The 23,187-nt window shown below is 73.7% G+C and carries 21 protein-coding genes; 15 read left to right on the top strand and 6 right to left on the bottom strand.

What is annotated here, in order from left to right:
- The first annotated feature begins 22 nt into the window (after positions 1 to 22).
- The 6 genes from tatC (at position 23) to AC3ANM_RS01330 (ending at position 7,406) form a co-directional block, all read left to right on the top strand.
- Complete coding sequence (gene tatC, locus AC3ANM_RS01305; RefSeq protein WP_488286340.1) at positions 23 to 832, top strand: twin-arginine translocase subunit TatC; 810 nt, start codon at positions 23 to 25, stop codon at positions 830 to 832.
- Positions 833 to 841: 9 nt separating this feature from the next.
- On the top strand, positions 842 to 1,741 hold the full coding sequence (locus AC3ANM_RS01310; RefSeq protein ID WP_488286341.1) for a YegS/Rv2252/BmrU family lipid kinase: 900 nt from the start codon (positions 842 to 844) through the stop codon (positions 1,739 to 1,741).
- Positions 1,742 to 1,756: 15 nt separating this feature from the next.
- Complete coding sequence (locus AC3ANM_RS01315) at positions 1,757 to 4,576, top strand: DEAD/DEAH box helicase (RefSeq protein WP_488286342.1); 2,820 nt, start codon at positions 1,757 to 1,759, stop codon at positions 4,574 to 4,576.
- Positions 4,577 to 4,617: 41 nt separating this feature from the next.
- Complete coding sequence (locus AC3ANM_RS01320) at positions 4,618 to 5,322, top strand: N-acyl homoserine lactonase family protein (protein WP_488286343.1); 705 nt, start codon at positions 4,618 to 4,620, stop codon at positions 5,320 to 5,322.
- 196 nt (positions 5,323 to 5,518) lie between these two features.
- Entirely contained in the window at positions 5,519 to 5,965 is a 447-nt protein-coding gene (locus tag AC3ANM_RS01325) for a MarR family winged helix-turn-helix transcriptional regulator (protein WP_488286344.1), read from the top strand.
- Positions 5,958 to 7,406: an MFS transporter gene (locus AC3ANM_RS01330; RefSeq protein WP_488286345.1), complete on the top strand. Its 1,449-nt coding sequence runs from the start codon at positions 5,958 to 5,960 to the stop codon at positions 7,404 to 7,406. Before AC3ANM_RS01325 ends, AC3ANM_RS01330 begins: the two co-directional genes overlap by 8 nt.
- 152 nt (positions 7,407 to 7,558) lie before the next feature.
- Here the strand turns inward: AC3ANM_RS01330 and AC3ANM_RS01335 are convergent, their stop codons facing one another.
- A complete protein-coding gene (locus AC3ANM_RS01335; RefSeq protein ID WP_488286346.1) occupies positions 7,559 to 8,485 on the bottom strand; it encodes a 5'-3' exonuclease in 927 nt (308 codons plus the stop codon).
- Between the two features lie 65 nt (positions 8,486 to 8,550).
- Between AC3ANM_RS01335 and AC3ANM_RS01340 the strand changes: the two genes are divergently transcribed.
- Positions 8,551 to 9,006, top strand: coding sequence for an Lrp/AsnC family transcriptional regulator (locus AC3ANM_RS01340; RefSeq protein WP_488286347.1), 456 nt, complete (start codon positions 8,551 to 8,553; stop codon positions 9,004 to 9,006).
- A 9-nt stretch (positions 9,007 to 9,015) separates the two neighbouring features.
- Here the strand turns inward: AC3ANM_RS01340 and AC3ANM_RS01345 are convergent, their stop codons facing one another.
- The 5 genes from AC3ANM_RS01345 to AC3ANM_RS01365 form a co-directional block, all read right to left on the bottom strand.
- Complete coding sequence (locus AC3ANM_RS01345) at positions 9,016 to 9,225, bottom strand: hypothetical protein (protein WP_488286348.1); 210 nt, start codon at positions 9,223 to 9,225, stop codon at positions 9,016 to 9,018.
- Between the two features lie 144 nt (positions 9,226 to 9,369).
- Positions 9,370 to 10,179 carry a S1C family serine protease gene (locus tag AC3ANM_RS01350; protein ID WP_488286349.1) on the bottom strand — a complete coding sequence of 270 codons (810 nt, stop codon included), beginning with the start codon at positions 10,177 to 10,179 and terminating at the stop codon, positions 9,370 to 9,372.
- Between the two features lie 136 nt (positions 10,180 to 10,315).
- Positions 10,316 to 11,290, bottom strand: a complete 975-nt coding sequence (gene trpS / locus AC3ANM_RS01355) for a tryptophan--tRNA ligase (protein WP_488286350.1) — start codon at positions 11,288 to 11,290, stop codon at positions 10,316 to 10,318.
- A 161-nt stretch (positions 11,291 to 11,451) separates the two neighbouring features.
- Entirely contained in the window at positions 11,452 to 11,943 is a 492-nt protein-coding gene (gene ybaK / locus AC3ANM_RS01360; protein WP_488286351.1) for a Cys-tRNA(Pro) deacylase, read from the bottom strand.
- A gap of 139 nt (positions 11,944 to 12,082) precedes the next feature.
- On the bottom strand, positions 12,083 to 13,558 hold the full coding sequence (locus AC3ANM_RS01365; RefSeq protein WP_488286352.1) for a KamA family radical SAM protein: 1,476 nt from the start codon (positions 13,556 to 13,558) through the stop codon (positions 12,083 to 12,085).
- Between the two features lie 86 nt (positions 13,559 to 13,644).
- On the opposite strand from AC3ANM_RS01365, the gene kdd reads away from it, so the two are divergent.
- From kdd to lnt, 8 genes are all read left to right on the top strand, one after another.
- Positions 13,645 to 14,745 carry an L-erythro-3,5-diaminohexanoate dehydrogenase gene (kdd, locus tag AC3ANM_RS01370; protein WP_488286353.1) on the top strand — a complete coding sequence of 367 codons (1,101 nt, stop codon included), beginning with the start codon at positions 13,645 to 13,647 and terminating at the stop codon, positions 14,743 to 14,745.
- Positions 14,742 to 16,355, top strand: a complete 1,614-nt coding sequence (locus AC3ANM_RS01375) for an amidohydrolase (protein ID WP_488286354.1) — start codon at positions 14,742 to 14,744, stop codon at positions 16,353 to 16,355. The genes kdd and AC3ANM_RS01375 overlap by 4 nt, the downstream gene beginning before the upstream one ends.
- A gap of 145 nt (positions 16,356 to 16,500) precedes the next feature.
- Positions 16,501 to 17,088 carry an RNA polymerase sigma factor gene (locus AC3ANM_RS01380; protein ID WP_488286355.1) on the top strand — a complete coding sequence of 196 codons (588 nt, stop codon included), beginning with the start codon at positions 16,501 to 16,503 and terminating at the stop codon, positions 17,086 to 17,088.
- Positions 17,085 to 18,056, top strand: a complete 972-nt coding sequence (locus tag AC3ANM_RS01385) for a hypothetical protein (protein WP_488286356.1) — start codon at positions 17,085 to 17,087, stop codon at positions 18,054 to 18,056. The genes AC3ANM_RS01380 and AC3ANM_RS01385 overlap by 4 nt, the downstream gene beginning before the upstream one ends.
- An 82-nt stretch (positions 18,057 to 18,138) precedes the next feature.
- Positions 18,139 to 19,740: a lysine 5,6-aminomutase subunit alpha gene (gene kamD, locus AC3ANM_RS01390; RefSeq protein ID WP_488286357.1), complete on the top strand. Its 1,602-nt coding sequence runs from the start codon at positions 18,139 to 18,141 to the stop codon at positions 19,738 to 19,740.
- The gene (kamE, locus tag AC3ANM_RS01395; protein ID WP_488286358.1) at positions 19,737 to 20,627 is read left to right on the top strand and encodes a lysine 5,6-aminomutase subunit beta; all 891 of its coding nucleotides are present in this window, start codon (positions 19,737 to 19,739) and stop codon (positions 20,625 to 20,627) included. The genes kamD and kamE overlap by 4 nt, the downstream gene beginning before the upstream one ends.
- Positions 20,624 to 21,028, top strand: coding sequence for a 3-aminobutyryl-CoA ammonia lyase (gene kal / locus AC3ANM_RS01400; protein WP_488286359.1), 405 nt, complete (start codon positions 20,624 to 20,626; stop codon positions 21,026 to 21,028). The genes kamE and kal overlap by 4 nt, the downstream gene beginning before the upstream one ends.
- A gap of 585 nt (positions 21,029 to 21,613) precedes the next feature.
- Positions 21,614 to 23,179, top strand: a complete 1,566-nt coding sequence (lnt, locus tag AC3ANM_RS01405; RefSeq protein WP_488286360.1) for an apolipoprotein N-acyltransferase — start codon at positions 21,614 to 21,616, stop codon at positions 23,177 to 23,179.
- The last annotated feature ends 8 nt before the right edge of the window (positions 23,180 to 23,187 follow it).

A 23,187-nucleotide genomic window follows, 5' to 3' on the forward strand; every position in this document is an offset into this window, starting at 1 on the left:
CACCTGACCCCTGAGCACTCCCATGGCAACGCTGCGCCGACGGCGCAACCCCGAGGGACGGATGTCCCTCGGCGACCACCTGCGTGAGCTGCGTCGTCGTGTCCTCATCGCGGCTGTCGCCATCGCGCTCGGCAGCGTCATCGGCTGGCTGCAGTACGACTGGCTGCTGACCCAGCTGACCGCTCCGTTGCGCGCCGTCAGCCACCAGCGGGCCGGCAGCCTCGTCGGGATCAACTTCGGCGGCATCACCTCGGCGTTCTCGATCAAGCTCAAGGTGTCGCTCTTCGTCGGCGTCCTCGTCGCCAGCCCGGTCTGGCTCTACGAGCTGTGGGCGTTCATCGTCCCCGGGCTGACCCGCCGGGAGAAGCGCACCGCGGCCGGCTTCATCGCCGCCGCCGTGCCGTTGTTCCTCGGCGGGTGCTACCTCGCCCACTGGGCGCTGCCCAAGGCGGTGGAGGTCCTGCTCGGCTTCACCCCCAGCGGCGCGGTCAACCTCACCAACGCCTCGGACTACCTCACCTTCGTCATCCGGTTCATCCTGGCCTTCGGGCTGGCGTTCCTCATGCCCGTCCTGCTCGTGGGGCTCAACGCCGCCCACGTCCTGCCGGCCCGCACCATGCTCAAGGGCTGGCGCCCTGCGGTGATGATCATCTTCGTCTTCGCGGCGATGATGACGCCCACGCCGGACGCGTGGACGATGATCGCGCTGGCCATGCCCATGGTCGGGCTGTACTTCGCCGCCTACGGCGTCGCGTTCGTGCTGGACCGCCGTCGCGCCCGCCACGAGCCGGCCTGGGCCCACGTCTCCGACGACGAGGCCAGCCCCCTGTAGCGTGCGCCCGTGCACAAGCGGATCGGGCTGGTCGTCAACCCCACCTCCGGCAAGGGGCGCGGTGCCCGCCTCGGCGCCGAGGTGGCCGCGAGGCTGCTCGCCGACGGTCACGAGGTCCTCGACTGCTCCGACGACTCCGCCGAGGCCGCCCGTGACCGCGGCCTGGCCGCCGTGGCCTCCGGGGACCTGGACGTCCTCGCGGTCGTGGGCGGTGACGGCATCGTCAACCTCGGCGTCAACCTCTGCGCGGCCAGCGACACCGCCCTGGCCATCGTGGCCGCCGGCACCGGCAACGACATCGCCCGCGGGCTGGGCCTGCCGGTGCACGACGCGCAGGCGGCCGCCGCCGTCATCAGCCACGGCGCGGTCCGCACCATCGACGCGGCCCGCTGCACCGACGGCTTCGCCGGGCCGCGCTGGTTCGCCGGGGTCCTCGGCGCCGGCTTCGACTCCATCGTCAACGAGCGCGCCAACCGGTGGAACTGGCCGCGCGGGCGAATGCGCTACAACCTGGCCATCGCCCGGGAGCTGCCGGTCTTCAAGCCGATTCCCTACGTCATCGAGGTCGACGGCAGCCGGCAGGAGACCGAGGCGATGCTCGTCGCGGTCGGCAACGGCCCGTCATACGGCGGGGGCATGATGGTCTGCCCGGACGCGCGCTTCGACGACGGCGAGCTGGACGTGCTCGTCCTGCACAAGCTGTCCATCCCCGAGTTCCTGCGGGTGTTCCCCACGGTGTTCAGCGGCGCCCACGTCAGGCACCCCGCGGTGGAGATCCTGCGCGGCCGCCGGGTCTCGCTGCAGGCCGCGGGCATCATGGGCTACGCCGACGGCGAGCGGTTCGCCCCCCTGCCGCTGACCGCCGAGGCCGTGCCCGGCGCGCTGCGCGTCATGGTGCCGGGCCCCTGACGTAGCCTGAGCCGCATGTCCACCCCCGCGCAGCGGTACGCCGCCGCCAGGAAGGCCCAGGCCGACCGGGTGGCGCACCCGCACCTCGAGGCGTTCACCGCCCTCCACGAGTTCCCCCTCGACGACTTCCAGGTCCGCTCCTGCGAGGCGGTCGAGGAGGGGCAGGGCGTCCTCGTCGCCGCCCCGACCGGCGCGGGCAAGACCATCGTCGGCGAGTTCGCCGTGCACCTGGCCCTGGCCACCGGCCGCAAGGCGTTCTACACGACGCCGATCAAGGCGCTGTCGAACCAGAAGTACACCGACCTCGTGCGCCGCCACGGCGCCGACAAGGTCGGCCTGCTCACCGGCGACTCCTCGATCAACGGCGAGGCACCCGTGGTCGTCATGACCACCGAGGTGCTGCGCAACATGATGTATGCGCGGTCGCACACCCTGCGCGGGCTCGGCTACGTGGTCATGGACGAGGTGCACTACCTCGCCGACCGGTTCCGCGGGGCGGTGTGGGAGGAGGTCATCATCCACCTGCCCGACGACGTGCAGGTGGTGTCGCTGTCCGCGACGGTGAGCAACGCCGAGGAGTTCGGCGCGTGGCTGGGGGAGGTCCGCGGGGACACCGCCGTCATCGTCGAGGAGCACCGCCCGGTGCCGCTGTGGCAGCACATGATGGTCGGGCCCTCGATGTACGACCTGTTCGTCGACGAGACCGCCACCCCCGGCGAGCGGGTCGAGACCGCTCACGTCAACACCGAGCTGCTCGACGCGATCCGCTCCTCGGAGCGCCGGGGCCGGCTCGACGACGACGGTGGCCCGCGGGGCCGGCGGGGCAAGGAACGCTACCGCGGCGGCTCCGGCGGCCGCGGCCCGGGAGGCGGCGGTGGCGGCCGCCCGGCCCGCCCTGGTGGCGGACCCAGCCGGGCCGAGGTCATCGACCGGCTCGACCGGGAGGGTCTGCTCCCGGCGATCACGTTCATCTTCAGCCGGGTCGGCTGCAACGCCGCCGTCAGCCAGCTGCTGGCCTGGGGCACCCGGCTCATCCCCGAGTCCGAGGGCGAGAAGATCCGGCGCACCGTCGAGGAGCGGATCCAGTCCCTGGCCGACGAGGACCTGACGGTGCTGGGCTACTGGGACTTCGTCGAGGGGCTGACCCGCGGCTTCGCCGCCCACCACGCCGGCATGCTGCCCACCTTCCGCGAGATCGTGGAGGAGCTGTTCACGGCCGGGCGGATCAAGGCTGTCTTTGCCACCGAGACCCTGGCGCTGGGCATCAACATGCCCGCGCGCACGGTGGTCCTGGAGCGGCTGGTCAAGTTCAACGGTGAGGTCCACGCCGACATCACCCCGGCGGAGTACACCCAGCTCACCGGCCGGGCCGGCCGCCGCGGCATCGACGTCGAGGGCCACGCGGTCGTGCTGTGGAACCGTGGCCTGGACCCGCTGGCCGTCGGCGGCCTGGCCTCGACGCGGACCTACCCGCTGCGCTCGAGCTTCCGCCCGACCTACAACATGGCGGTCAACCTCGTCGCCCAGGTCGGCCGGGAGACGGCGCGGGAGATCCTGGAGACCTCCTTCGCGCAGTTCCAGGCCGACCGCGCGGTCGTCGGCCTCGCCCGCACGCTGCGGCGCAACGAGGAGGCGCTCGACGGCTACGCCGAGTCGATGACCTGCCACCTCGGCGACTTCACCGAGTACGCCGCGATCCGCAACGAGATCCGCGACGTGGAGAAGGACGCCGCGCGGGCCCGCTCGGCCAGCCGCCGCGCCGAGGCCGTGCTCAGCCTGGAGAAGCTGCGTGCCGGCGACGTCATCCGCATCCCGGCGGGCCGGCGCGCAGGCTGGGCCGTGGTGATCCAGCCCAACCGCGGCGGCAAGAACGACCCGGCCTCGCCGACCGTGCTGACCGCCGACCGGCAGGTGCGCAAGCTCACCGACATCGACGTCCCTACCGCGGTCGAGCCGGTGACCCACATCCGCATCCCGGCGAGCTTCAACGCCAAGAACCCCAAGTCCCGCCGTGACCTGGCCGCCTCGTTGCGGGTGGCCGTGCCGCACGACCCGCCCCCGGGCCGGCATACCCGCAAGGGTGGCAGCGCGGCGGAGGAGGACGAGCGGATCGCGCACCTGCGCCGCCGGATGAAGGCCCACCCGTGCCACCAGTGCCCCGAGCGCGAGGACCACGCCCGCTGGGCCGAGCGCTGGTGGCGGCTGCGCCGCGAGACCGACGTGCTGCAGCGCAAGGTGGAAGGACGCACCAACTCCGTCGCGCGCACCTTCGACCGGATCTGCGACCTGCTCGACGAGATGGGCTACCTCACCGGCGGCGGCACCCAGGTCTCGCCGCAGGGGGAGAACCTGCGCCGGCTCTACACCGAGAAGGACCTGCTGGCCGCCGAGTGCCTGCGCCACGGGGTCTGGAAGCGCCTCGACGCCGCCGGGCTCGCCGCGATCGTCTCGACCCTGGTGCACGAGCCGCGCCGCGACGAGGGCGAGCTGTCACCGCGGATGCCCACCGAGGACGTGCACGAGGCGTTCGACGTCATGGTCCGGCTGTGGAGCGAGCTCGAGGACCGCGAGCGCCTGCACACCCTGCCCACGACCGGGGACCCGGACGCGGGCATGGCGTGGATGATGCACCGCTGGGCCAGCGGGCAACGGCTCGAGACCGTGCTGCGCGACAGCGACATGGCCGCCGGCGACTTCGTGCGCCGGTGCAAGCAGGTGGTCGACCTGCTCGGCCAGATCGCCGACGCCGCGCCGGAGCCGGCCCTGGCGACGACGGCCCGCAAGGCGGTCGACGCCGTGCTGCGCGGTGTGGTCGCGGCGGACCGGCTGGACTGACGGCGGCGGGCCGCGCGGGCCCGGGGGAGTGCGGGGAAGCGATGGCGCTACGGACCCAGGACATCACCCGGGTGCTGCACGGCACCTTCACCCGCCCGCGGGCGGAGACCGGCACCGCGCACCCCCGGGCCGAGGTCGTCCTGGGGTATGCCGTGCGGCACCCCGACGGGCTGGTCCTGTTCGACACCGGCATCGGCGAGGCCGACGCCGAGACCGATGCGTGGTACGAGCCGCGGCGGGTGCCGCTGCCGGCAGCGCTCGCCCGGGTCGGGCTCGGGACCGCCGACGTCGACCTCGTCGTCAACTGCCATCTGCACTTCGACCACTGCGGCGGCAACCCGCAGCTGGCCGGACGGCCGGTGTTCGTCCAGCGGGGCGAGCTGGAGACGGCTCGGGGCGGGGACTACACGCTGCCCGACCTCGTCGACTTCGCCGGCGCGCGCTACGAGGAGCTCGACGGCGAGGCCGAGATCGCTGCCGGGGTGCTCCTCATCCCCACGCCAGGGCATGTCGACGGGCACCAGGCGATGGCGGTGCGGTGCACCGACGGCACCGTGGTGCTGGCCGGGCAGTCGACCGAGACGACCTCCGAGCTGGCCACGGCGTTCCGCCAGGTCGGCGCCGCGCGACAGACCGGTCGGCACGACCTGGCGCCGGCCCCGTCGTGGGTGGCCCGCCTGCTCGACCTGGACCCGCGCCGGGTCGTCCTCGCCCACGACGAGGCCGTCTGGGAGCCGGCGCTCTGATCCCCGCCGCCCTCAACCATCCGTGGTCGCCGCGGTCAAGACGGCGTGGAGCGCGGTCGGCGTCAACTGACCCGTGGCGCCCGGATGGCCCGCCCCTCCTCGGGGGCGGGCAGTCCGCATGCCCGAGGGACCAGGGCGGCTGGCGTTATACAGGTGAAACTGTACAACTCAACCTGCGGGTCCTACGGTGGGCGGCATGAGTGACCGACCTCGCCTGTCGCCCTCAGCGGTCCGGGCCTCGCAGGAGGTCCGCAGCATCATCAGCCGCCTGCGGCGCCGCATCCTCAACGCCGCCGAGGCCGAGGACCTCACCCTCGGACAGGCGTCGGTGCTGGCGCGGCTCTCCGGCAGGGAGGGCGTCACGGCCAGCGAGCTCGCCTCGATCGAGGGGGTGCGCCACCAGTCGATGACGGCGACGGTGGCGGCGCTGGCCGCGCTGGGCCTGGTGCAGCGCCGGCCCGACCCCGCCGACGGGCGCCGTCTGCTGATCGCGCTGACCGGGGAGGGGCAGCGGCGGGTGGAGGCAGGCAGGGCGGCCCGCCAGGAGTGGCTCGCCGGCCAGCTGCAGGAGAGGTGCACGGAGGAGGAACGGCGCACCGTGATCGCCGCCATGGCGGTCCTGGACCGCCTCACCCATGACTGAGCAGGAGGCGCAGCGGCGGGGCGGGACGACGGAGGCGCGCTTCGACCGGCGGCTGCTGCCGCCGATGGTGCTGGGCTCGATCCTGAACCCGATCAACTCGACGATCATCGCCGTCACGCTCGTGCCCATCGGCACGGCGCTGGGAGCGCCACCCTCGCAGACCGCGTGGCTGGTCTCGGCCCTCTACCTGGCCACCGCCCTCGGGCAGCCCGTCGTGGGCCGGCTGATCGACGTCTTCGGTCCGCGCCGGCTCTTCCTCCTCAGCACCAGCCTGGTCGGGGTCGCCGGTGTCGTCGGCACCCTGGCGCCGAACCTGGGGGTGCTGGTGGCGGCGCGGGTCCTGCTCGGGTTCGGCACCTGCGCCGGGTACCCCGCCGCGATGGCCCTGGTGCGCAGCGAAGCGAGGCGGACCGGGCAGCACTGTCCCGGCGGGGTGCTGACCGTCCTGGCCGTCAGCAACCAGACCATCGCCGTGATCGGCCCCCTGCTGGGCGGACTGCTCATCGGCCTGGGCGGCTGGCGGGCCACCGTGGCGCTCAACGTGCCGCTGGCCGTCGTGGCCGTGGTGCTGGGCCTGCTCCGGCTGCCGCGGGGCGCCGGGACGGCCGCCGGCAGCAGGACCGGGCAGGCCGCAGAGCGGGGTCGCCTCGCCGCCCGGCTGGACCTGCCCGGCATGGCGCTGTTCGCCGTGATGCTCATCGCGTTGCTGCTGTTCCTCATGAACCTGCACCTGCGCGACGGGTACCTCCTGGTGGTCGCCGCGGTGGCGGGCGTCGCGTTCGCGGTGTGCGAGCTGCGGACCCCGGCCCCGTTCATCGACCTGCGGGTGCTGGGCGGCAACACGCCGCTGCTGGTCACCTACGGGCGCGCGCTGGTCGCCTACGTCGTCGCCTACTCCTTCCTCTACGGGTTCACGCAGTGGACGGAGGAGGGCTTCGGGTTCTCGCCCCTGCACGCCGGCCTGGTGCAGATCCCGATGTTCCTCGTGGCCATCGGCGTCTCGATCCTCTCCGGGCGGCACCGGGGCGTGCGCGGCAAGCTGCTCGTCGGCGCCCTCGGGCAGGTGGGCGCGTGCCTGGTGATGCTGACCCTCACCGCCGGCAGCCCCGTGTGGATGCTGGTGCTGGTCGCACTGGTCTTCGGCATCCCGCAGGGACTGAACAACCTGGCGCTGCAGAACTCCGTCTACGTCCAGGCCGATCCCGAGCGCATCGCCTCCTCGGCCGGGCTGCTGCGCACCTTCGCCTACGTCGGCTCGATGGTCGCCTCCGCGACGGCGGCCGCCGCCTTCGGGCAGCGCGCGGACACCGCCGGCATGCACGACCTCGCCTGGGTCATGCTCGGCGCAGCCGTCCTCTACCTCCTGCTGACCGTCTTCGACCGCACCCTCGGACGCGTGGCGGAGGGGATCAGCCCGGCGGTCGCGCCGCCCGCGCGGTAGGGCCGCCTGACCCGCGCCCACGACGAGGCGCTCGCCACCGCCCGGCGAGCTCCCACCACGGAGCCACCCTGAGCCACCCCGGAGTCACGCCGGAGTCACGCCGGAGTCACGCCGGAGCCACGCCCGAGCCGCGGCGGGCGCGACCCGGTCGGTCAGTCGATGCCGAGCGCGGACAGCACGCGGTTGAACGCGCCGGCGAGGCCGTAGTCCGCGGCCAGGCGCGAGAGGAGCACCGGGTCGGCGACCTCGCGCGGCAGGACCCCGTCCACGTCGCCGACGGGGGCGTCACGGGCCACCTGCACGACCCGGGGTGCCGCGTCGAGGTAGTCCCCGGCCGCCTCCAGCCGCGCCCGCTGGGCGCCCTTGAGCTGGGGGTCACCCTCGGCGAGGGCGCGCCGCAGACCCGCCAGGTCGCCATACCGGTTGATGAGGGTGGCGGCCGTCTTCTCCCCGATGCCGGCGACGCCGGGCAGGCCGTCGCTGGTGTCCCCGCGCAGGGTGGCCATGTCGGCGTACGCCTGACCGGTGGGCACGGCGTACTTACCCTGGAGGAAGTCCTGGGTGACAACGTCGGCGTCGCGCACCCCGCCGCGCGCGGTGTAGAGCACGCGCACCGGGGCGGCGTCGTCGACGAGCTGGAACAGGTCGCGGTCGCCGGTGACCACGTCGACCGGCATCCGCCCGGAGCTCAGGTGGGTCAGCGTGCCGATGACGTCGTCGGCCTCGTAGCCGTCGGCGCCCACGCGCGCGATGCCGAGGGCCGCCAGCGCGTCGACGATGACCGGCACCTGCGGGGTGAGGTCCTCGGGGCTCTCCTCGGCGACGTCGCTGCCGCTGGCCAGGCGGTGCGTCTTGTAGGTGGGGATCGCCTCGACCCGGAACGCCGGGCGCCAGTCGTTGTCCCAGCAGGCCACGAGGTGGGTGGGGCGATGGGTGCTGACCAGCGTCGCGATCATGTCCAGGAAGCCCCGCACGGCGTTGGTCGGCGGCTCCTGCGGCGTGCGCCGCCGGTCCGGCACGCCGTAGAACGCCCGGAAGTACAGCGAGGCGGAGTCCAGCAGCATGAGGCGCTCGGTCATGGCGCACATCGTCGCACCTGGGGGAAGCGGCGTTCCGGCACCCCGCGGGTGCGTACTCTGGCGGCGTGGAGGACCTCGACCGCCAGATCATCACCCTGCTCAGTGCCGACGGCCGGATGAGCTACACCGACCTGGGCAAGGCGACGGGGCTGTCCACCTCCGCCGTGCATCAGCGGGTGCGCCGGCTGGAGGAGCGCGGGGTGATCCGCGGCTACCGCGCCGTCGTCGACCACGACGCCCTCGGCCTGCCGCTCACGGCGTTCATCTCCATCTCGCCGCTGGACCCCGCCGCCCCCGACGACGTGCCCGAGCGGCTGAGCGGTCTCGGCGACCTGGAGGCGTGCCACTCGGTGGCCGGCGTGGAGAGCTACATCCTCAAGGTGCGGGTCGGCTCGCCCGGGGACCTCGAGGACCTGCTGGCCCGCGTCCGGGCGGCCGCCAACGTCTCGACGCGCACGACCGTGGTGCTCTCCACCCCCTGGGAGGGCCGGCCGGTGCCTCCGGAGAAGTCCGCGACCTGACGGGTCGCGTCAGGCCACGTCCGGGCAGCCGGGGGCCAGCAGCTCCTGCGGCCCGGGAGGAGTGGTCGCCTCGGCCGGTGCGCAGCGCCACCCGCACTCCAGGACGTCCCACCAGCAGCCCTGCGCGTGCTGGTGCGCCTGCCCGTCCACGCCGTATGCCGTGTGGTGCGGCAGCCGGTCCGGCACCGGTGCGAGCGGGGGAGTCGCGGGGAGGCTCATGGGCGGGCTCCATCCTGTGAGGCAGGTCACAGTGGACCTCTGTCGACGGTAGGGCCGGGGCGGGGGAGCGTCAACGCACCGCCGGCCGATGCCGGGGTCGGTCAGGCGGCCGATGGCGTGGACCGGCTCGGGGAGGCCGTGAGCTCACCGCCCGGCCAGCCGCAGCAGCATCGCCCCGGCCCGGCTGATCGGGATGGCGAAGCCGATGTTCTGCGCGGCGGTGCTCGAGGCGGTCGCGGTGTTGATGCCGATGACCGCACCGGAGGCGGTCAGCAGCGGGCCGCCGGAGTCGCCGGGGCTGATCGCGGCGTCGGTCTGGAGCAGGTGGGACAGGCTGCGGCCGTCGGTGAGCGTGATCGAGCGGTTGAGCGCCGAGATGATGCCGACGGTGACGGTGGGGCTGCCCTCCAGGGCCAGCGCGTTGCCCGTGGCGACGACGAACTCCCCGACTTTGACGTCGTGGTCCGCCGCCAGGGGCAGCGGCGTCAGCCCGGTGCGTGCGACCCGCAGCACCGCGAGGTCCTCGACCGTGTCGGCTCCAGCGACGGTCGCCGGGCTGCGCCGGCCGTCAGCGAAGGTGACGGTGATCCGGGCGGCGCCGTTGATGACGTGGGCCGTCGTGGCGATGAGCCCGTCCGCCTCCAGGACGAACCCGGTGCCGCTGGCCCGCTCCGGCGCCGAACCCGCCGTGCCGCTGGAGCCACCCACCATGTCGAGGGCCACGACCGACCCGGTCACCCGCGCGACGAGCGCCGGCAGCGCGGCCCCGGGGTCCTGGCTCCCCACACCTCCGGCCGGCTGCTGGATGACCGTCCGCACCGCGGCGGGGTGCGCCTCGCCGCCGACCAGCCACGTCGCGCCGAGGCCACCGGCGGTGCCGGCCAGCAGGGACGCGAGGACCACGAAGACCGGGGTCCGGTCCCGGCGCCGGCCCGGCCGGACGGGGCTCGTCATCCCCTCACGATCGGGCGCGGATCCCGTGCGCCACAGTGCCGGTGGTCCTAGGACAGCCGGGGGTTCCCACCGTGCGCCCGGCGTGCCTCCGGCCGACCGGCCGACCGGCCAACCGGCCGACCGACCGGCCGCCGGCTCAGGGCACCTCACCCAGGCCGACCGCGGCCATCGCGGCGCGCAGCCGCGGCTCGGCGTGCTCGCGGGCCCGCTCCGCCCCGAGCCGCAACGCCTCCCGGACGTGCCCCGGCTCCGCGACCAGCGCGGCATACCGCTGCTGGAGCGGTTCCAGCAGCGCTACGACCGCCTCGGCGACATCGCGCTTGAGCGTGCCGTAGGAGTCGTATCCCGGCGCGAGGGCCGCCGGGTCGGCCCCGGTGCAGGCGGCGAGCAGGTCCAGCAGGTTGCTCACCCCCGGCTGCGCGACCGGGTCGTGGCGCACGTCGGCGCCGGAGTCGGTGACCGCCCGCATCACCTTGCGCCGCACCAGCTCCGGCGGGTCGAGCAGGCGGATCACGCCCATCGCGTCATCGGGGTCGGACTTGCTCATCTTGCGGGTGGGGTGGGCCAGGTCCGCCACCCGGGCCGCGAGCGCCGCCCGGTGCAGCTCGGGCACGACGAACACCTCGCCGTACTCCCGGTTGAACCGCAGGGCCAGGTCGCGGGTCAGCTCGACGTGCTGGTCCTGGTCCCCGCCGACCGGCACCGTGCGCGCGCCGTGGAGCAGGATGTCCGCGGCCATCAGGCACGGGTAGGTGAACAGCGAGGCCCGCACCGACCGGTCCCCGCCACGGGCGCTCTTCTCCTTGAACTGGATCATCCGGGACAGCTCGCCGACGGTGGCCGTGCACTCCAGCAGGTAGGCCAGCTGGGCGTGCGCCGCGACCTCGGACTGGAGGAACACCTGCCCCGGACGCAGCCCCGCGGCCAGCATCAGCACGGCGGTCTCGCGGGTCAGCTCGCGCAGCCGGCGCCCGTCGTGGGGCATGGTCATGGCGTGCAGGTCGGCGACGAAGTAGAACCCCTCGGGGTCGTCGGCGAAGCGGCGCAGCGCCCCGAGGTGGTTGCCCAGGGTGAGCCGGCCCGAGGGGGTGATGCCGGAGACGGCGGTCATGGTGGTGGCCTTTCGACGGAGGTGGCGGCGTCGACGGGTGGCCGGGGACACGAGAAGGGCCGCCTCGTCGAGGCGGCCCGGTGGTGTGTGTGCGCGTGCGCTGGAAGGGTCCGCCCTCAGGCGGCCCACCAGGTCTGGCGCACGGATGTCATGGGGCGAGGCTAGCGGGCGATCGGCGCGGTTGTCGCGCGTGTCGCCGCCACGAGGTCGGCGGGGGCGAGCTCGAGGTCCAGGCCCCGGCGGCCACCGGAGACCAGCACCGTCGGGTGGGCCAGGGCGCTGTCGTCCAGGACGGTGGGCAGGGCGCGCTTCTGCCCGATCGGGCTGATCCCGCCCACGACGTAGCCGGTGCTGCGCTCCGCGGCCGCCGGGTCGGCCATGACGGCCTTCTTCGACCCCAGCGCGGCCGCGACCGCCTTGAGGTCGAGCTGCCGGTCGACCGGGACGATGCCGACGGCCAGGCCCGCGTCGGTCTGCACCAGCAGGGTCTTGAACACCCGGGCGGGCTCGACCGCGAGCGCCGTGGCGGCCTCCAGGCCGTAGGACGCCGCGGACGGGTCGTGCTCGTAGGCGCGCGCCTCGAACGTGATGCCGGCCCGCGTCAGCGCCACGGTCGCCGGCGTGCCGGTGCTGCCCTGCTTCGCCCTGCCCATGCGCCCGACCCTACCCACGCGCCCGTGCCCCCCTGCGGATGCAGGTATGCCGTGCCCCTCACCGTCGCAGGTGAGGGGCACGGCATACCGGGGTGGCCGCGCTTTCGCGGTTCGGCTGGTGCGGTTCGACTGGTGCGGCTCAGGCGTGGACCGAGTGGCTGGGCACCGGGTCCAGGGCCTGCGCCTCGGCGGCCTCACGGGAGGCGCGCGCCTGCTCGACGGCCGCGGCGTGGGCCTCCTCGTGGCCGCCGTGGTCGTGCCACCACTGCTGGCCGGCCTCGGGGAGGGTGTAGATCGGGTCGTAGTAGACGAACTCGCGCGAGAGCGCCTCGGTGTCGGCGCCCTCGATCGAGGTGCGGTAGTTCTTGCGCCAGTAGGACATGCCGCGCTCGGTGTCGTAGGAGTCGACCTGGTGCACCCAGCGCTTCCCGACGAACGGCACGTCGCAGACGATGCGCGGGGTGGCGAAGCCGGGCAGGTAGCCCATGATCGAGTGCTGCAGGTGCTGGGCCTCGGCCAGCGACATCCGCCAGTGCTCGCTGAACGGGATCATGTCGCACATGTAGAAGTAGTACGGCGTGATCGAGGCGCCGTCGAGCAGGGCGAAGCACAGGTCCAGCAGCTTCTCCGGGGAGTCGTTGACCCCGCGCATGAGCACACCCTGGTTGCGCACGTCGCGCACCCCGGCGTCGAGCATCGCCTTCGTCGCCGCCGCGACGGCCGGCGTCACGGACTGGGCGCTGTTGACGTGGGTGTGGATCGCCAGGGACACCCCGCGCTCGCGGGCCTTGCGGGCCACCCGGCCCACGCCCTCGACGACGTCGTCGGCCAGCCAGTGCTGCGGCAGACCCATGAGCGCCTTGGTGGCCAGGCGGATGTCGCGGATGTTGTCGATCTCGAGCAGCCGGTCCAGGAAGGACTCGAGGTTCTTCCACGGCATGTTGGCCACGTCGCCGCCGGAGACGACCACGTCGCGCACCGAGGGGGTGTTGCCGAGGTAGGCCAGCATCGCGGCGTAGCGGTCGACCGGCTTGAGGTCGAACTTCAGCTTGGCCACGGTGGGCGTGGAGTTGCCGACGAGGTCCATCCGGGTGCAGTGGCCGCAGTACTGCGGGCAGGTCGGCAGCAGCTCGGCGAGCACCTTGGTCGGGTAGCGGTGGGTCAGCCCCTCGGCCACCCACATGTCGTGCTCGTGCAGGGAGTCGCGCGAGGAGTAGGGGTGCGAGGGCCAGTCGGTGCGCCGGTCGCTGAAGACGGGGAGCATGTAGCGCCGGACCGGGTCGGCGTAGAACGCGGCGGTGAACTCGGCGCCCGCGGCCGGCATGGCCCCGTCGGTCGAGGGGACCATCGTGTTCATCATCTGCGGCGGCACGAGCATCGACATCGTGGCCCGCTCGGCCTGGTCGCGCTCGAGGTCGAGGTAGAACGCCTCGGTGAGCAGGTCACCCATGAGCTCGCGCAGCTGCTTGATGTTCTTGACGCAGTGGGCGCGCTGCCACTGGGCACTGGCCCAGTCGGCGGCCGTGACGTCCTTCCAGCCGGGCAGGCGGGTCCAGTCGGGCTCCACCAGCTCACGACGGCGGTAGGCGTAGGGCTGCTCGATCTTCGCGCTCATGACTGGCAGGATACGGGAGAACTTGCGGTAAACCGCAATGCTCACCGCAAGATCTGTTCCCTGACCCCGCCGATGGAGGACCCACCGTGAACGACGTGCACACCACCCCCGGCTCGCCGGTCGGCCTGCACCGGGTGCTCGAGCCGGCGGGGGAGCGGATCACCCTGCCGCAGGCGGCCCAGCGCCTGGACGCCTCGCCGCAGCTGTGGCCCGATGAGGTGCGCATCGCCGTGGAGACCCTCAACCTCGATGCCGCTTCCTACCGCCAGCTCGCCGGGGCACACCGCACCGCCGCCGGTGAGGTCGACGGCGAGGCGCTCAAGGCGGCCGTCCTGGAGATCGTCGCCAGCCGCGGCAAGATGCAGAACCCGGTGACCGGATCCGGCGGCATGCTCATCGGCACCGTGGAGGAGGTCGGCCCGGACAGCCCGCTCGGCCTCGTGCCCGGCGACCGCGTCGCCACGCTGGTCTCCCTGTCGCTGACCCCGCTGGCCCTCACCGACGGCCTCGCCCGCTGGGACGGCCGCTCCGAGCGGGTGCCCGCCGAGGGCCACGCGATCCTGTTCGGCCGCTCCATCGCCGCCAAGCTGCCCGAGGACCTCGACCCCGAGCTCGCGCTGATGGTCATGGACGTCTGCGGCGCCCCGGCGCTGGTCGCCCGCGTGGTGCGGGAGTACACCGACCGCGGCACGATCCCCTCCGTCCTCGTCCTCGGCGGCGCCGGCAAGTCCGGCTCGCTGTCCCTGGCCGCGGCCGCCGACGCCGGGGCAGGCCGGCGCCTCGCCGTGGTGCCGTTCGAGGCCGAGGCGGCGATGCTGCGCGGCACCGGACTGGCCGACGAGGTCGTCATCGCCGACGCTCGCTCGCCGCTGGGCCTCTCCGGCGCCGTCGAGGCCGCCGGAGGCCCGGCCGACATCACGGTCGTCTGCGTGGACGTGCCCGGCTGCGAGCAGCCGGCGATCCTGTCCACCGCCCAGGGCGGCACGGTCATCTTCTTCTCCATGGCCACGAGCTTCGCCGCCGCCGCGCTCGGCGCCGAGGGGCTGGCCGCCGACGTGCGGATGCTGGTCGGCAACGGCTACGTCCCGGGGCACGCCGACTACGCGCTCTCCCTGCTGCGCGGCAACGCCGCGGTGCGGGGGCTGTTCGAGTCCCGCCTGGCCCACGAGCAGACTGTGACCTCGTGAGCACTCTCTACCGTGGGGGCTTCGTCTACAGCCCCGTCGACCCGTTCGCCACAGCCATGGTCGTCACCGGCCACGAGATCGCGTGGATCGGCGGTGAGGAGGCGGCCGCCGGCCACGCCGACGGCGTCGACGAGGTCGTCGACCTCGACGGCGCCCTGGTGACGCCCACCTTCGTCGACGCCCACGTGCACACGTCGATGACCGGCCTCTCACTGGAGGGCGTCGACCTGTCCGACGCGCTCTCCCTGGCCGAGGCGCTCTCCCGCATCGAGACCGCAGCCCGCGCCCGCCGGGGTCGTCCGGTCTACGCCCACTCCTGGGACGAGCGCGCCTGGCCCGAGGGCCGCGCCGCCACCAGCGCCGAGCTGGACCGCGCCTCCTACGGCGGCGTGGTCTACATGCCGCGCATCGACGCCCACTCCGCCGTGGTCTCCTCGGCCCTGGCCGCGGCCGGCGACGCTCGCGGGCGCGACGGCTGGCAAGAGTCCGGCCTGGTCCTGCGCGAGGCGCACCACGTCGTCCGGGAGGCATTCCACGCCGCCCTCACCCCCGGCGACCGGCGTCGCCACATCGACCTGGCCCTGCGCGCCGCCGCGGAGGCCGGCATCGGGCTGCTCCACGAGCACGGTGCGCCCCACCTGAGCAGCGCGGAGGACCTGGCCGACGTCATGGCCGCCGGCGACCGCGGCGACGGCCCGCAGGTGATGGCCTACTGGGGCGAGCTGGTCAGCGACGAGCAGGCCGCGCGCGAGCTGCTCGCCCGCGTGGGCGCCCGCGGCCTGGCCGGCGACCTGTGCGCGGACGGCTCGGTCGGCTCCCGGACCTCCCGGGTCCGCCGTCCCTACGTCGACGAGGACACCCACGGCAGTGCCTACCTCACCGTCGAGGAGGTCCGCGACCACATCGCCGCGTGCAGCCTGGCCGGCATCCAGGGCGGCTTCCACGTCATCGGCGACGCGGCCGTCGACACGGTCGTCGCCGGACTGCGCGCCGCAGCCGAGCAGGTCGGCCCCGAGGTCGTCCGCCGCGCCCGGCACCGCCTGGAGCACCTGGAGATGCCCGACGTGGACGCCATCGCCGCCCTCGTCGACCTGGGGGTGCACGCCAGCGTCCAGCCCGCGTTCGACGCCGCCTGGGGCGGCACCAGCGGGATGTATGCCGCGCGGCTGGGTCCCGAGCGCGCGCTCGCGATGAACCCGGTCGCCTCGATGGCCGCCGCGGGGATGTCCCTGGCGCTCGGGTCGGACACCCCGGTCACGCCGTTCGCCCCGTGGGAGGCGATCCGCGCTTGCGTCAACCACCACAACCCCGAGCAGCGCATCTCCGCCCGCTCGGCGTTCCTGGCCCACACCCGTGGCGGGTGGCGTGCCGGCGGGATCGACGACCGGGGCTACCTCGACCTGGGGCAGCCGGCCAGCTTCGCGGTCTGGCAGGTGGGCGACCTGGTCGTCCAGGCGCCGGACGACCGCATCCAGACGTGGAGCACCGACCCGCGCTCCGGCACGCCGGGCCTGCCGGACCTCAGCCCCGGCGCCGAGCTGCCCGTCGCCCTGCGGACCGTGGTCCGCGGCCGCACCGCCTTCGACGCCGGGGCGCTCACCCCGGCCTGAGCCGGTGCCCGGGCGTGCCGCAGGGGCGACCTCGTGCCCGCGGCACGCCCGCGCCTTCCGCGCCTTCCGCGCCTCCCGGGCGTTCCTCGGGGCAGAATCCGATGCCGTGGGCGTGATCGGGGGACCGTGGCGGACATATCAGGGTGTGACCACACCACCTGACCCGCCACCCGTCCGACCACCGGAGAGCACCGAGCGCCTTACCGAGCTGTTCCACGAGCACTCGAGCCGGGTCTACGCCTACGCCCGACGTCACGTCGAGGAGTCCCACTGCGACGACGTGGTGTCCGAGACGTTCCTCGTCGCCTGGCGCCGCCCCGACCGCGTGCCGGACCCGCCGCTGCCTTGGCTGCTCGTCGTGGCGCGCAACGTCATCGCCAACCAGCGCCGCACCTCGCGGCGGGCCGACCAGCTCTGGTTCGCCGCGGTCCGGGAGGGGTGGACCGCGACGTCCCCGGATGCGGCCGAGGCCGTGCACGAGCGTGACGTGATGCTGCACGCGCTGGAGCAGTGCACCCGCGCCGAGCGCGAGGCGCTCCTGCTCACCGCCTGGGACGGCCTCACGCCCGCGGAGGCGGCCCTGGTCGCGGGCTGCTCGGTCCGGGCGTTCACCGTGCGCCTGCACCGCGGGCGGGCCCGCCTGAGGGCAGCCGCCACCACCGGAGACCACCAGCCCAGCACGCCGGCGGGGGAGCCGGCCGCCCGTGCCCGACTCGTCCAGGAGCTCTCATGAAGACCATCGACCAGACCCGTGACCCGCTCGACCTGCTCACCGCCGCCCGCCCGGGCACCGACGCCCTCGAGGCGACCTGGACCCCCGCCCGGGCCGGGGCCGCGCTCGCCGCCACGCTGCGTTCCCCGGACCAGGCGCTCGCGGGACGCGCGCCGTCCCTGGCCCCGCGCCGCCCGGGCCTCCCGCGCCGTCGCTGGGTGGCCCTCGGCGCCGCGGCCTCCGTCCTCGCCGTGGCGGGACTGGCAGCCACGACCACGCTGGCCCCCACCGCGGTGCTCACGCCTGCGAGTGCCCTGGAGCGCACCGTGCAGGTCGCGGCACAGGCCCCGGTGGGCGTCCCGGACCGCGGCTACTGGCACTCGGTCATGACGACCACGTCGACCGGCGCCGGCGCGCCCGAGGTCGCCTCGATCGAGACCTGGTCTGCCGCCGACGGCACGGAGGTGGGGCTGACGCGGACCGACGGCCACGCGCTGCCCTTCCGGGCCGGGGACGGCGTCCCCGGCTCCATGGGCAGCATCGCCTTCATCCGGGGCCTGCCGGCCGATCCCGCCGCCCTGGTCCACGCCCTCGACCACGCGGTCGGGGAGGACCAGCACACCGACCTGTCCAGGTTCGACGCGCTGACCTCGCTGCTCTACAGGGGCACGGCCCGGCCGGCGGTGCGCGCCGCGGCCATCCGCGCCCTGGCCACGCTGCACGGGATCAGGGTCCGCACCGACACCCTCCAGGGCCGCCAGCTCCTGCGCATCGACCTGCACGGGGTCCAGACGGCCAGTGGCAGCGAGGCCCCGGCCGACGCCACCTACTCCTACACCTCGACGACGTGGCTGGACCCGCGGACCTCCCTGGTCGTCGAGAGCCAGGTCCGCACCGACGCCGGCCGGACCTTCCGCACGGTGCTCAGCGATCAGGAGGTGCGCCGGTCGCTGCCCGACGGCCTGCTCGACCGGGCCACCGGGCGGTAGGAGCCCCACGCGCCGCCAGAGGATTTCCGGCACCAGACGACCGACACCGGAAATCTTCTGGCGGCCTTGCTACCCTCGCGGAGTGTCTTCCCGCGTGAACCCCGTCCTCGAGCTCGACCCGACCGTCGTCCGCAAGGCCCGGTCGCTGGCCCGCAAGGCCGGTGCGCCCGTGGTCAAGCTCGCCCGCACCCACACCACCGTCTCCGTCGAGCGGGCCGCGCTGCGCCTTGCCGGGCTGGCCGGCGCCGACCACGAGCGCGTGCCGTGGGTGAACCACCTCGTCTCCCGCGTGCGCGACGAGGTCGGCCTCGAGCACGGCGTCACCACGCCGGTCTTCGACGCGCTGCGCCGCGGCGAGGCCCCCGACCTGCTGACCCTGGCCCAGAAGGCCGCGGCCGGCTCGGTCTCCTTCCGGCTGCCGGAGGGACGCGACCTCACCGCCGCCCGGTCGCTGGCGATGCGCTCGGTCAAGCCGGGCATGACCCGCATCGACCGCAACCGCGCGACCCGTGACCGGCTCGTCAAGCGTCACGGCGACCCGCAGCAGCGGCCGTGGATCTACCTCATCGTGGCCACCGGCGACATCTACGAGGACATCCCGCAGGCCCAGGCCGCCGCGCGCGAGGGCGCCGACGTCATCGCCGTCATCCGCTCCACCGGGCAGTCGCTGCTGGACTACGTGCCCGAGGGCGCCACCCGCGAGGGGTATGCCGGCACGTACGCCACCCAGGAGAACTTCCGGCTCATGCGGGCGGCCCTGGACGAGACGAGCAAGGAGCTCGGCCGCTACATCCGGCTGACCAACTACGCCTCCGGGCTGTGCATGCCCGAGATCGCCACCCTGGCCGGGCTCGAGCGTCTCGACATGATGCTCAACGACTCGATGTACGGGATCCTCTTCCGCGACATCAACCCGATCCGCACCTTCGTCGACCAGCGCTTCTCGCGGCAGATCCACGCCCGCGCCGGGATCATCATCAACACCGGCGAGGACAACTACCTGACCACGGCCGACGCGGTCGAGGCCGCGCACACGGTCACCGTCAGCCAGCTGCTCAACGAGTACTTCGCCAAGGAGGCGGGGCTGGCCGACTGGCAGCTCGGCCTGGGCCACGCCTTCGAGATCAACCCCGACCTGCCGGACAGCTTCCGGATGGAGCTGGCGCACGCACTGCTCGCCCGCCAGCTGTTCCCCGAGGCGCCGCTGAAGTGGATGCCGCCGACCAAGCACATGACCGGCGACATCTTCCGGGGCTACCTGCTCGACGGGTTCTTCAACCTCGTCGGCGCGATGACCGGCCAGGGCATCCTCCTGGTCGGCATGATGACCGAGGCCGTGGTCACCCCGTTCCTGTCCGACCGCGACCTGGCCCTGCAGAACGTCCGCTACGTCATGAACGCCGCCGGCGGCCTCACCGAGGACTTCCACCCGCCGCGGGACGGGTTCATCCAGACCCGCGCCCGGCAGGTGCTCTCCGAGGCGATCGAGCTGCTCGAGCGGATCGTCCACGACTCCGACGCGGCCGGCGACCCGCCGCTGCTGTCCGCCATCGCCGACGGCACGTTCGGCCTGATGAAGCGCCCCGCCGACGCCGGCAAGGGCCTCGACGGTGTCGTCCAGCGCGCCGACGGCTACGACAACCCCGCGATCACCCTGCTGGAGCAGAAGGAGACAGCGAAGTGAGCACGGCAGTGAGTCCCGCAGCAGGCACCGCAGCAGGCACCGCGGTGAGCGGCGCCGCGGAGGCGACCACCCGCGATACCCAGGCCTCCGCGGGCACGGCCCCGGACCTGATCCGCCCCTATGGCGACACCACCGGCGACGGCATGGTGCAGGTGTCCTTCACCCTGCCGATCCCGCACGACAAGCGGGCCGAGGGGGCCGCGCTGCAGCTGGCGAAGAAGATGGGCATCGAGCCCGCGCTGCTGGTGCACGCCAAGGCGATGGGGCCGGACTTCACGTTCTTCGTGGTCTACGGCAGCGTCAACCACCTCGTCGACCTGCGCGAGGTCAAGGTCGTCGAGCGGGAGTACCCGCTGCTGTCGGCCAAGGAGGTCAACGCGGCGATCAAGTCCCGGCTGCGGCGCAAGCTCGTCGTCGTCGGCGCGTGCATCGGCACCGACGCCCACACCGTGGGCATCGACGCGATCCTCAACATCAAGGGGTTCGCGGGGGAGAAGGGCCTGGAGTACTACCGGGAGATCAAGGTCGTGAACCTCGGCGCCCAGGTGCTCGTGCCCGACCTCGTCGCCCGGGCGAAGGCGGAGAAGGCCGACGCCGTCCTCGTCAGCCAGGTGGTCACCCAGCGCGACGCCCACATCCACAACACCACGACGATGTCGGCGGCGTTCCGTGAGTCCTACCCGGCCGGCAAGGTGCCGCTGCTCGTCGCCGGCGGCCCGCGGTTCGAGGAGGGATCGGCCGGCAAGCTCGGCGTCGACCACATCTTCGGCAAGGGCACCACGCCCGGCGACGTCGCCTCCTACCTCGTGCACACCCTGGCCCGGAGGGCCGCCCCGAAGGCCCAGCACGCCGCCCAGTCGGCCCCCACGAAGGAGCACGCCCGATGAGCCCGCGCGCCACGCCCGAGCAGGTCGGCACGACCGTCACCCACCGGCGCTATGTGCCCTACAGCCACGCGCACTACGCCGGCAACCTCGTCGACGGGGCCTACTCCCTGGCCGCGTTCGGCGACGTGGCCACCGAGATGTGCATCCGAACCGACGGCGACGAGGGCCTGTTCGCCTCCTACAGCGACGTGCAGTTCCTCGCCCCCGTGCGCGCCGGTGACGTCATCGAGATCGAGGCCCGGCTGGAGCGGGTCGGCTCGCGCAGCCGGGAGATGAGCTTCGCCGTGCGGGTCATCGCGCGGGGCAACCCCGAGCGCGGCGAGTCCGCTGCCGACGTCTTCGCCGAGCCGGTCGTGGCGACGACCGCACGCGGCGTCGTCGTGGTCCCGCCCGCCGGCTGACCCGTTCCTCCACCCACCGGGTGGACCCACCATGACCCTGGGCCGTGCGGCCGTCCCGCACGGCCCACGGCGTGTCCCGCGCGACACGCCGCGAGTAGCACAAAGAGACTGTCAACACAGGGAATTGGACCAAATCCCTAACCTGCGACAACGCGCTTTCGTGCAGGTGAACAGGGGGTTGACAGCACCCCTGAACGGGGTATGTTCAGGGCCGTTGTCCGACGTGAATCTGCGTGACCAGGGGGACGGGGTAAGGGACAGCTTCCGGGGTCCAGGGCGGCTTGCGCGCGCAGCCGCCGTGGCATCCAGACCCACGGAGCTGTGCACGCCCGAGGCCCACCCGGTCGGGGTGGAGGCGGACGACGGATGGACCCGCGTGCTTAGTAGACAACAGCCCGTCCCGGCAGCCTGTCGGGCCGGCGCTGGTCCCAACGGCAACGCGGGTCCTTCCGTGTCCCCACCCGACGATCACGCGGGCCACCCACTCCGGGCCGCCCGCACGTCGCGATCCACCCTCGGCCACCGCCGCACCGACGCAGCCGTCCCCGCGCCCGGCCGGACAGGCAGGTGACCTACGGTTGCGGCGTGCACCGGTATGCTCTCGCCCTGCTGTCCGGCCTGGCGCTGTGGCTGGCCTTCCCCTCGCACGACCTGTGGCCGCTGGCCCCGGTCGGCGTGGCCCTGCTGGCGCTCGCCACCCGTGACGCCGGGCCCGGCCACGGCGCCCTGCTCGGGCTCGTCGCCGGCCTCGCCTGCTTCCTGCCGCTGCTGTCCTGGTCGGGCATCTACGTGGGCGCCCTCCCGTGGGTGGCCCTGTCCGTCCTGGAGTCCCTGTATGTCGCGGCGCTGGGTGCCGCCTCCGGCCTCCTCCAGCGAGCGCCCTCCCTGGCCGACCGCGAGCGCGTCCGGCCCGTCGTCGTGGCGCTGCTGTGGGTGGCGGCGGAGGCGCTGCGCTCGGCGACCCCGTTCGGCGGGTTCCCCTGGGGGCGCCTGGCGTTCAGCCAGGCCGACTCCCCGCTGCTGCACCTGGCGGCGCTCGGCGGCGCCCCGGCGGTGACCTTCGGCACCGCGCTCGCCGGCGGTGTCCTCGCCGCCGGCCTGGCCCGGCTGCGCTGGCGGGGGAGGGGAGACGGCATACCGGTGGGTGGCCTCCTGTGGGCGCTGCCGGCCCTGGTGACCTCCGCCCTGCTCGTGGTGCTCCCGGCGCTGGTGCCCACGCCCACGGACGGGCGCCGCGCGCATCTGATGGCAGTGCAGGGCAACGTCCCCCGGGCCGGGCTGGACTTCAACGCCGAGCGGCGCGCGGTCCTGGACGACCACGCCACCGTCACCCACGCGGCCGCCGCCGCGGTGCACGCCGGCACCAAGCCCCACCCGGACCTGGTGCTGTGGCCGGAGAACTCCTCCGACATCGACCCGCTGCGCAACGGCGACGCGGCGGCCGTCATCAACGCCGCCGTCACCGACATCGACGCCCCCGTCGTCGTCGGCGCGGTGCTGGAGGAGCCCAGCCCGCGGATCTCCAACGCCAGCCTGCTCTACAGGCCCGGGCAGGGCGTCACCCAGCGCTACGTCAAGCAGCACCCGGTGCCGTTCGCGGAGTACATCCCCTTCCGCTCCTTCTTCCGGCAGTTCAGCGACAAGGTCGACCTGGTCCGCAGCGACATGGCACCGGGGACCCGGCCCGAGGTGTTCCGGGTGCCCTCGGCGAGCGCCGGCACCGTTGCCGCCGGGCCGGTGATCTGCTTCGAGGTCGCCTACGACGCCCTGGTCCGCGAGACGGTCGACCGGGGGGCGAACCTGCTCGTGATCCAGACCAACAACGCGACCTTCGGCTACACCGACGAGTCCGAGCAGCAGCTGGCCATCTCCCGCGTCCGCGCCGTCGAGCACGGCCGGTCCGTGGTCCACGTGTCCACGGTCGGCGTGAGCGCGATGATCACCCCCGACGGAGTCGCCCACCAGCGCACGGCACTGTTCACCGCGGCGCTGCTGTCGGCCGACCTGCCGCTGCGCTCGGCCACCACCGTCGCCGACCGGGTGGGCTCCTGGCCGGAGCTGGCCGCGTGCGCGGTGGTGGTGCTGTTGCTGATGGTGCACGGACGGCCCAGACGGCGCCGGTACAGTCGGGGCGACTCGCACCACCAGTGAAGGACGGA

The sequence above is a fragment of the Oryzihumus sp. JJN4-3R genome (assembly GCF_057747915.1).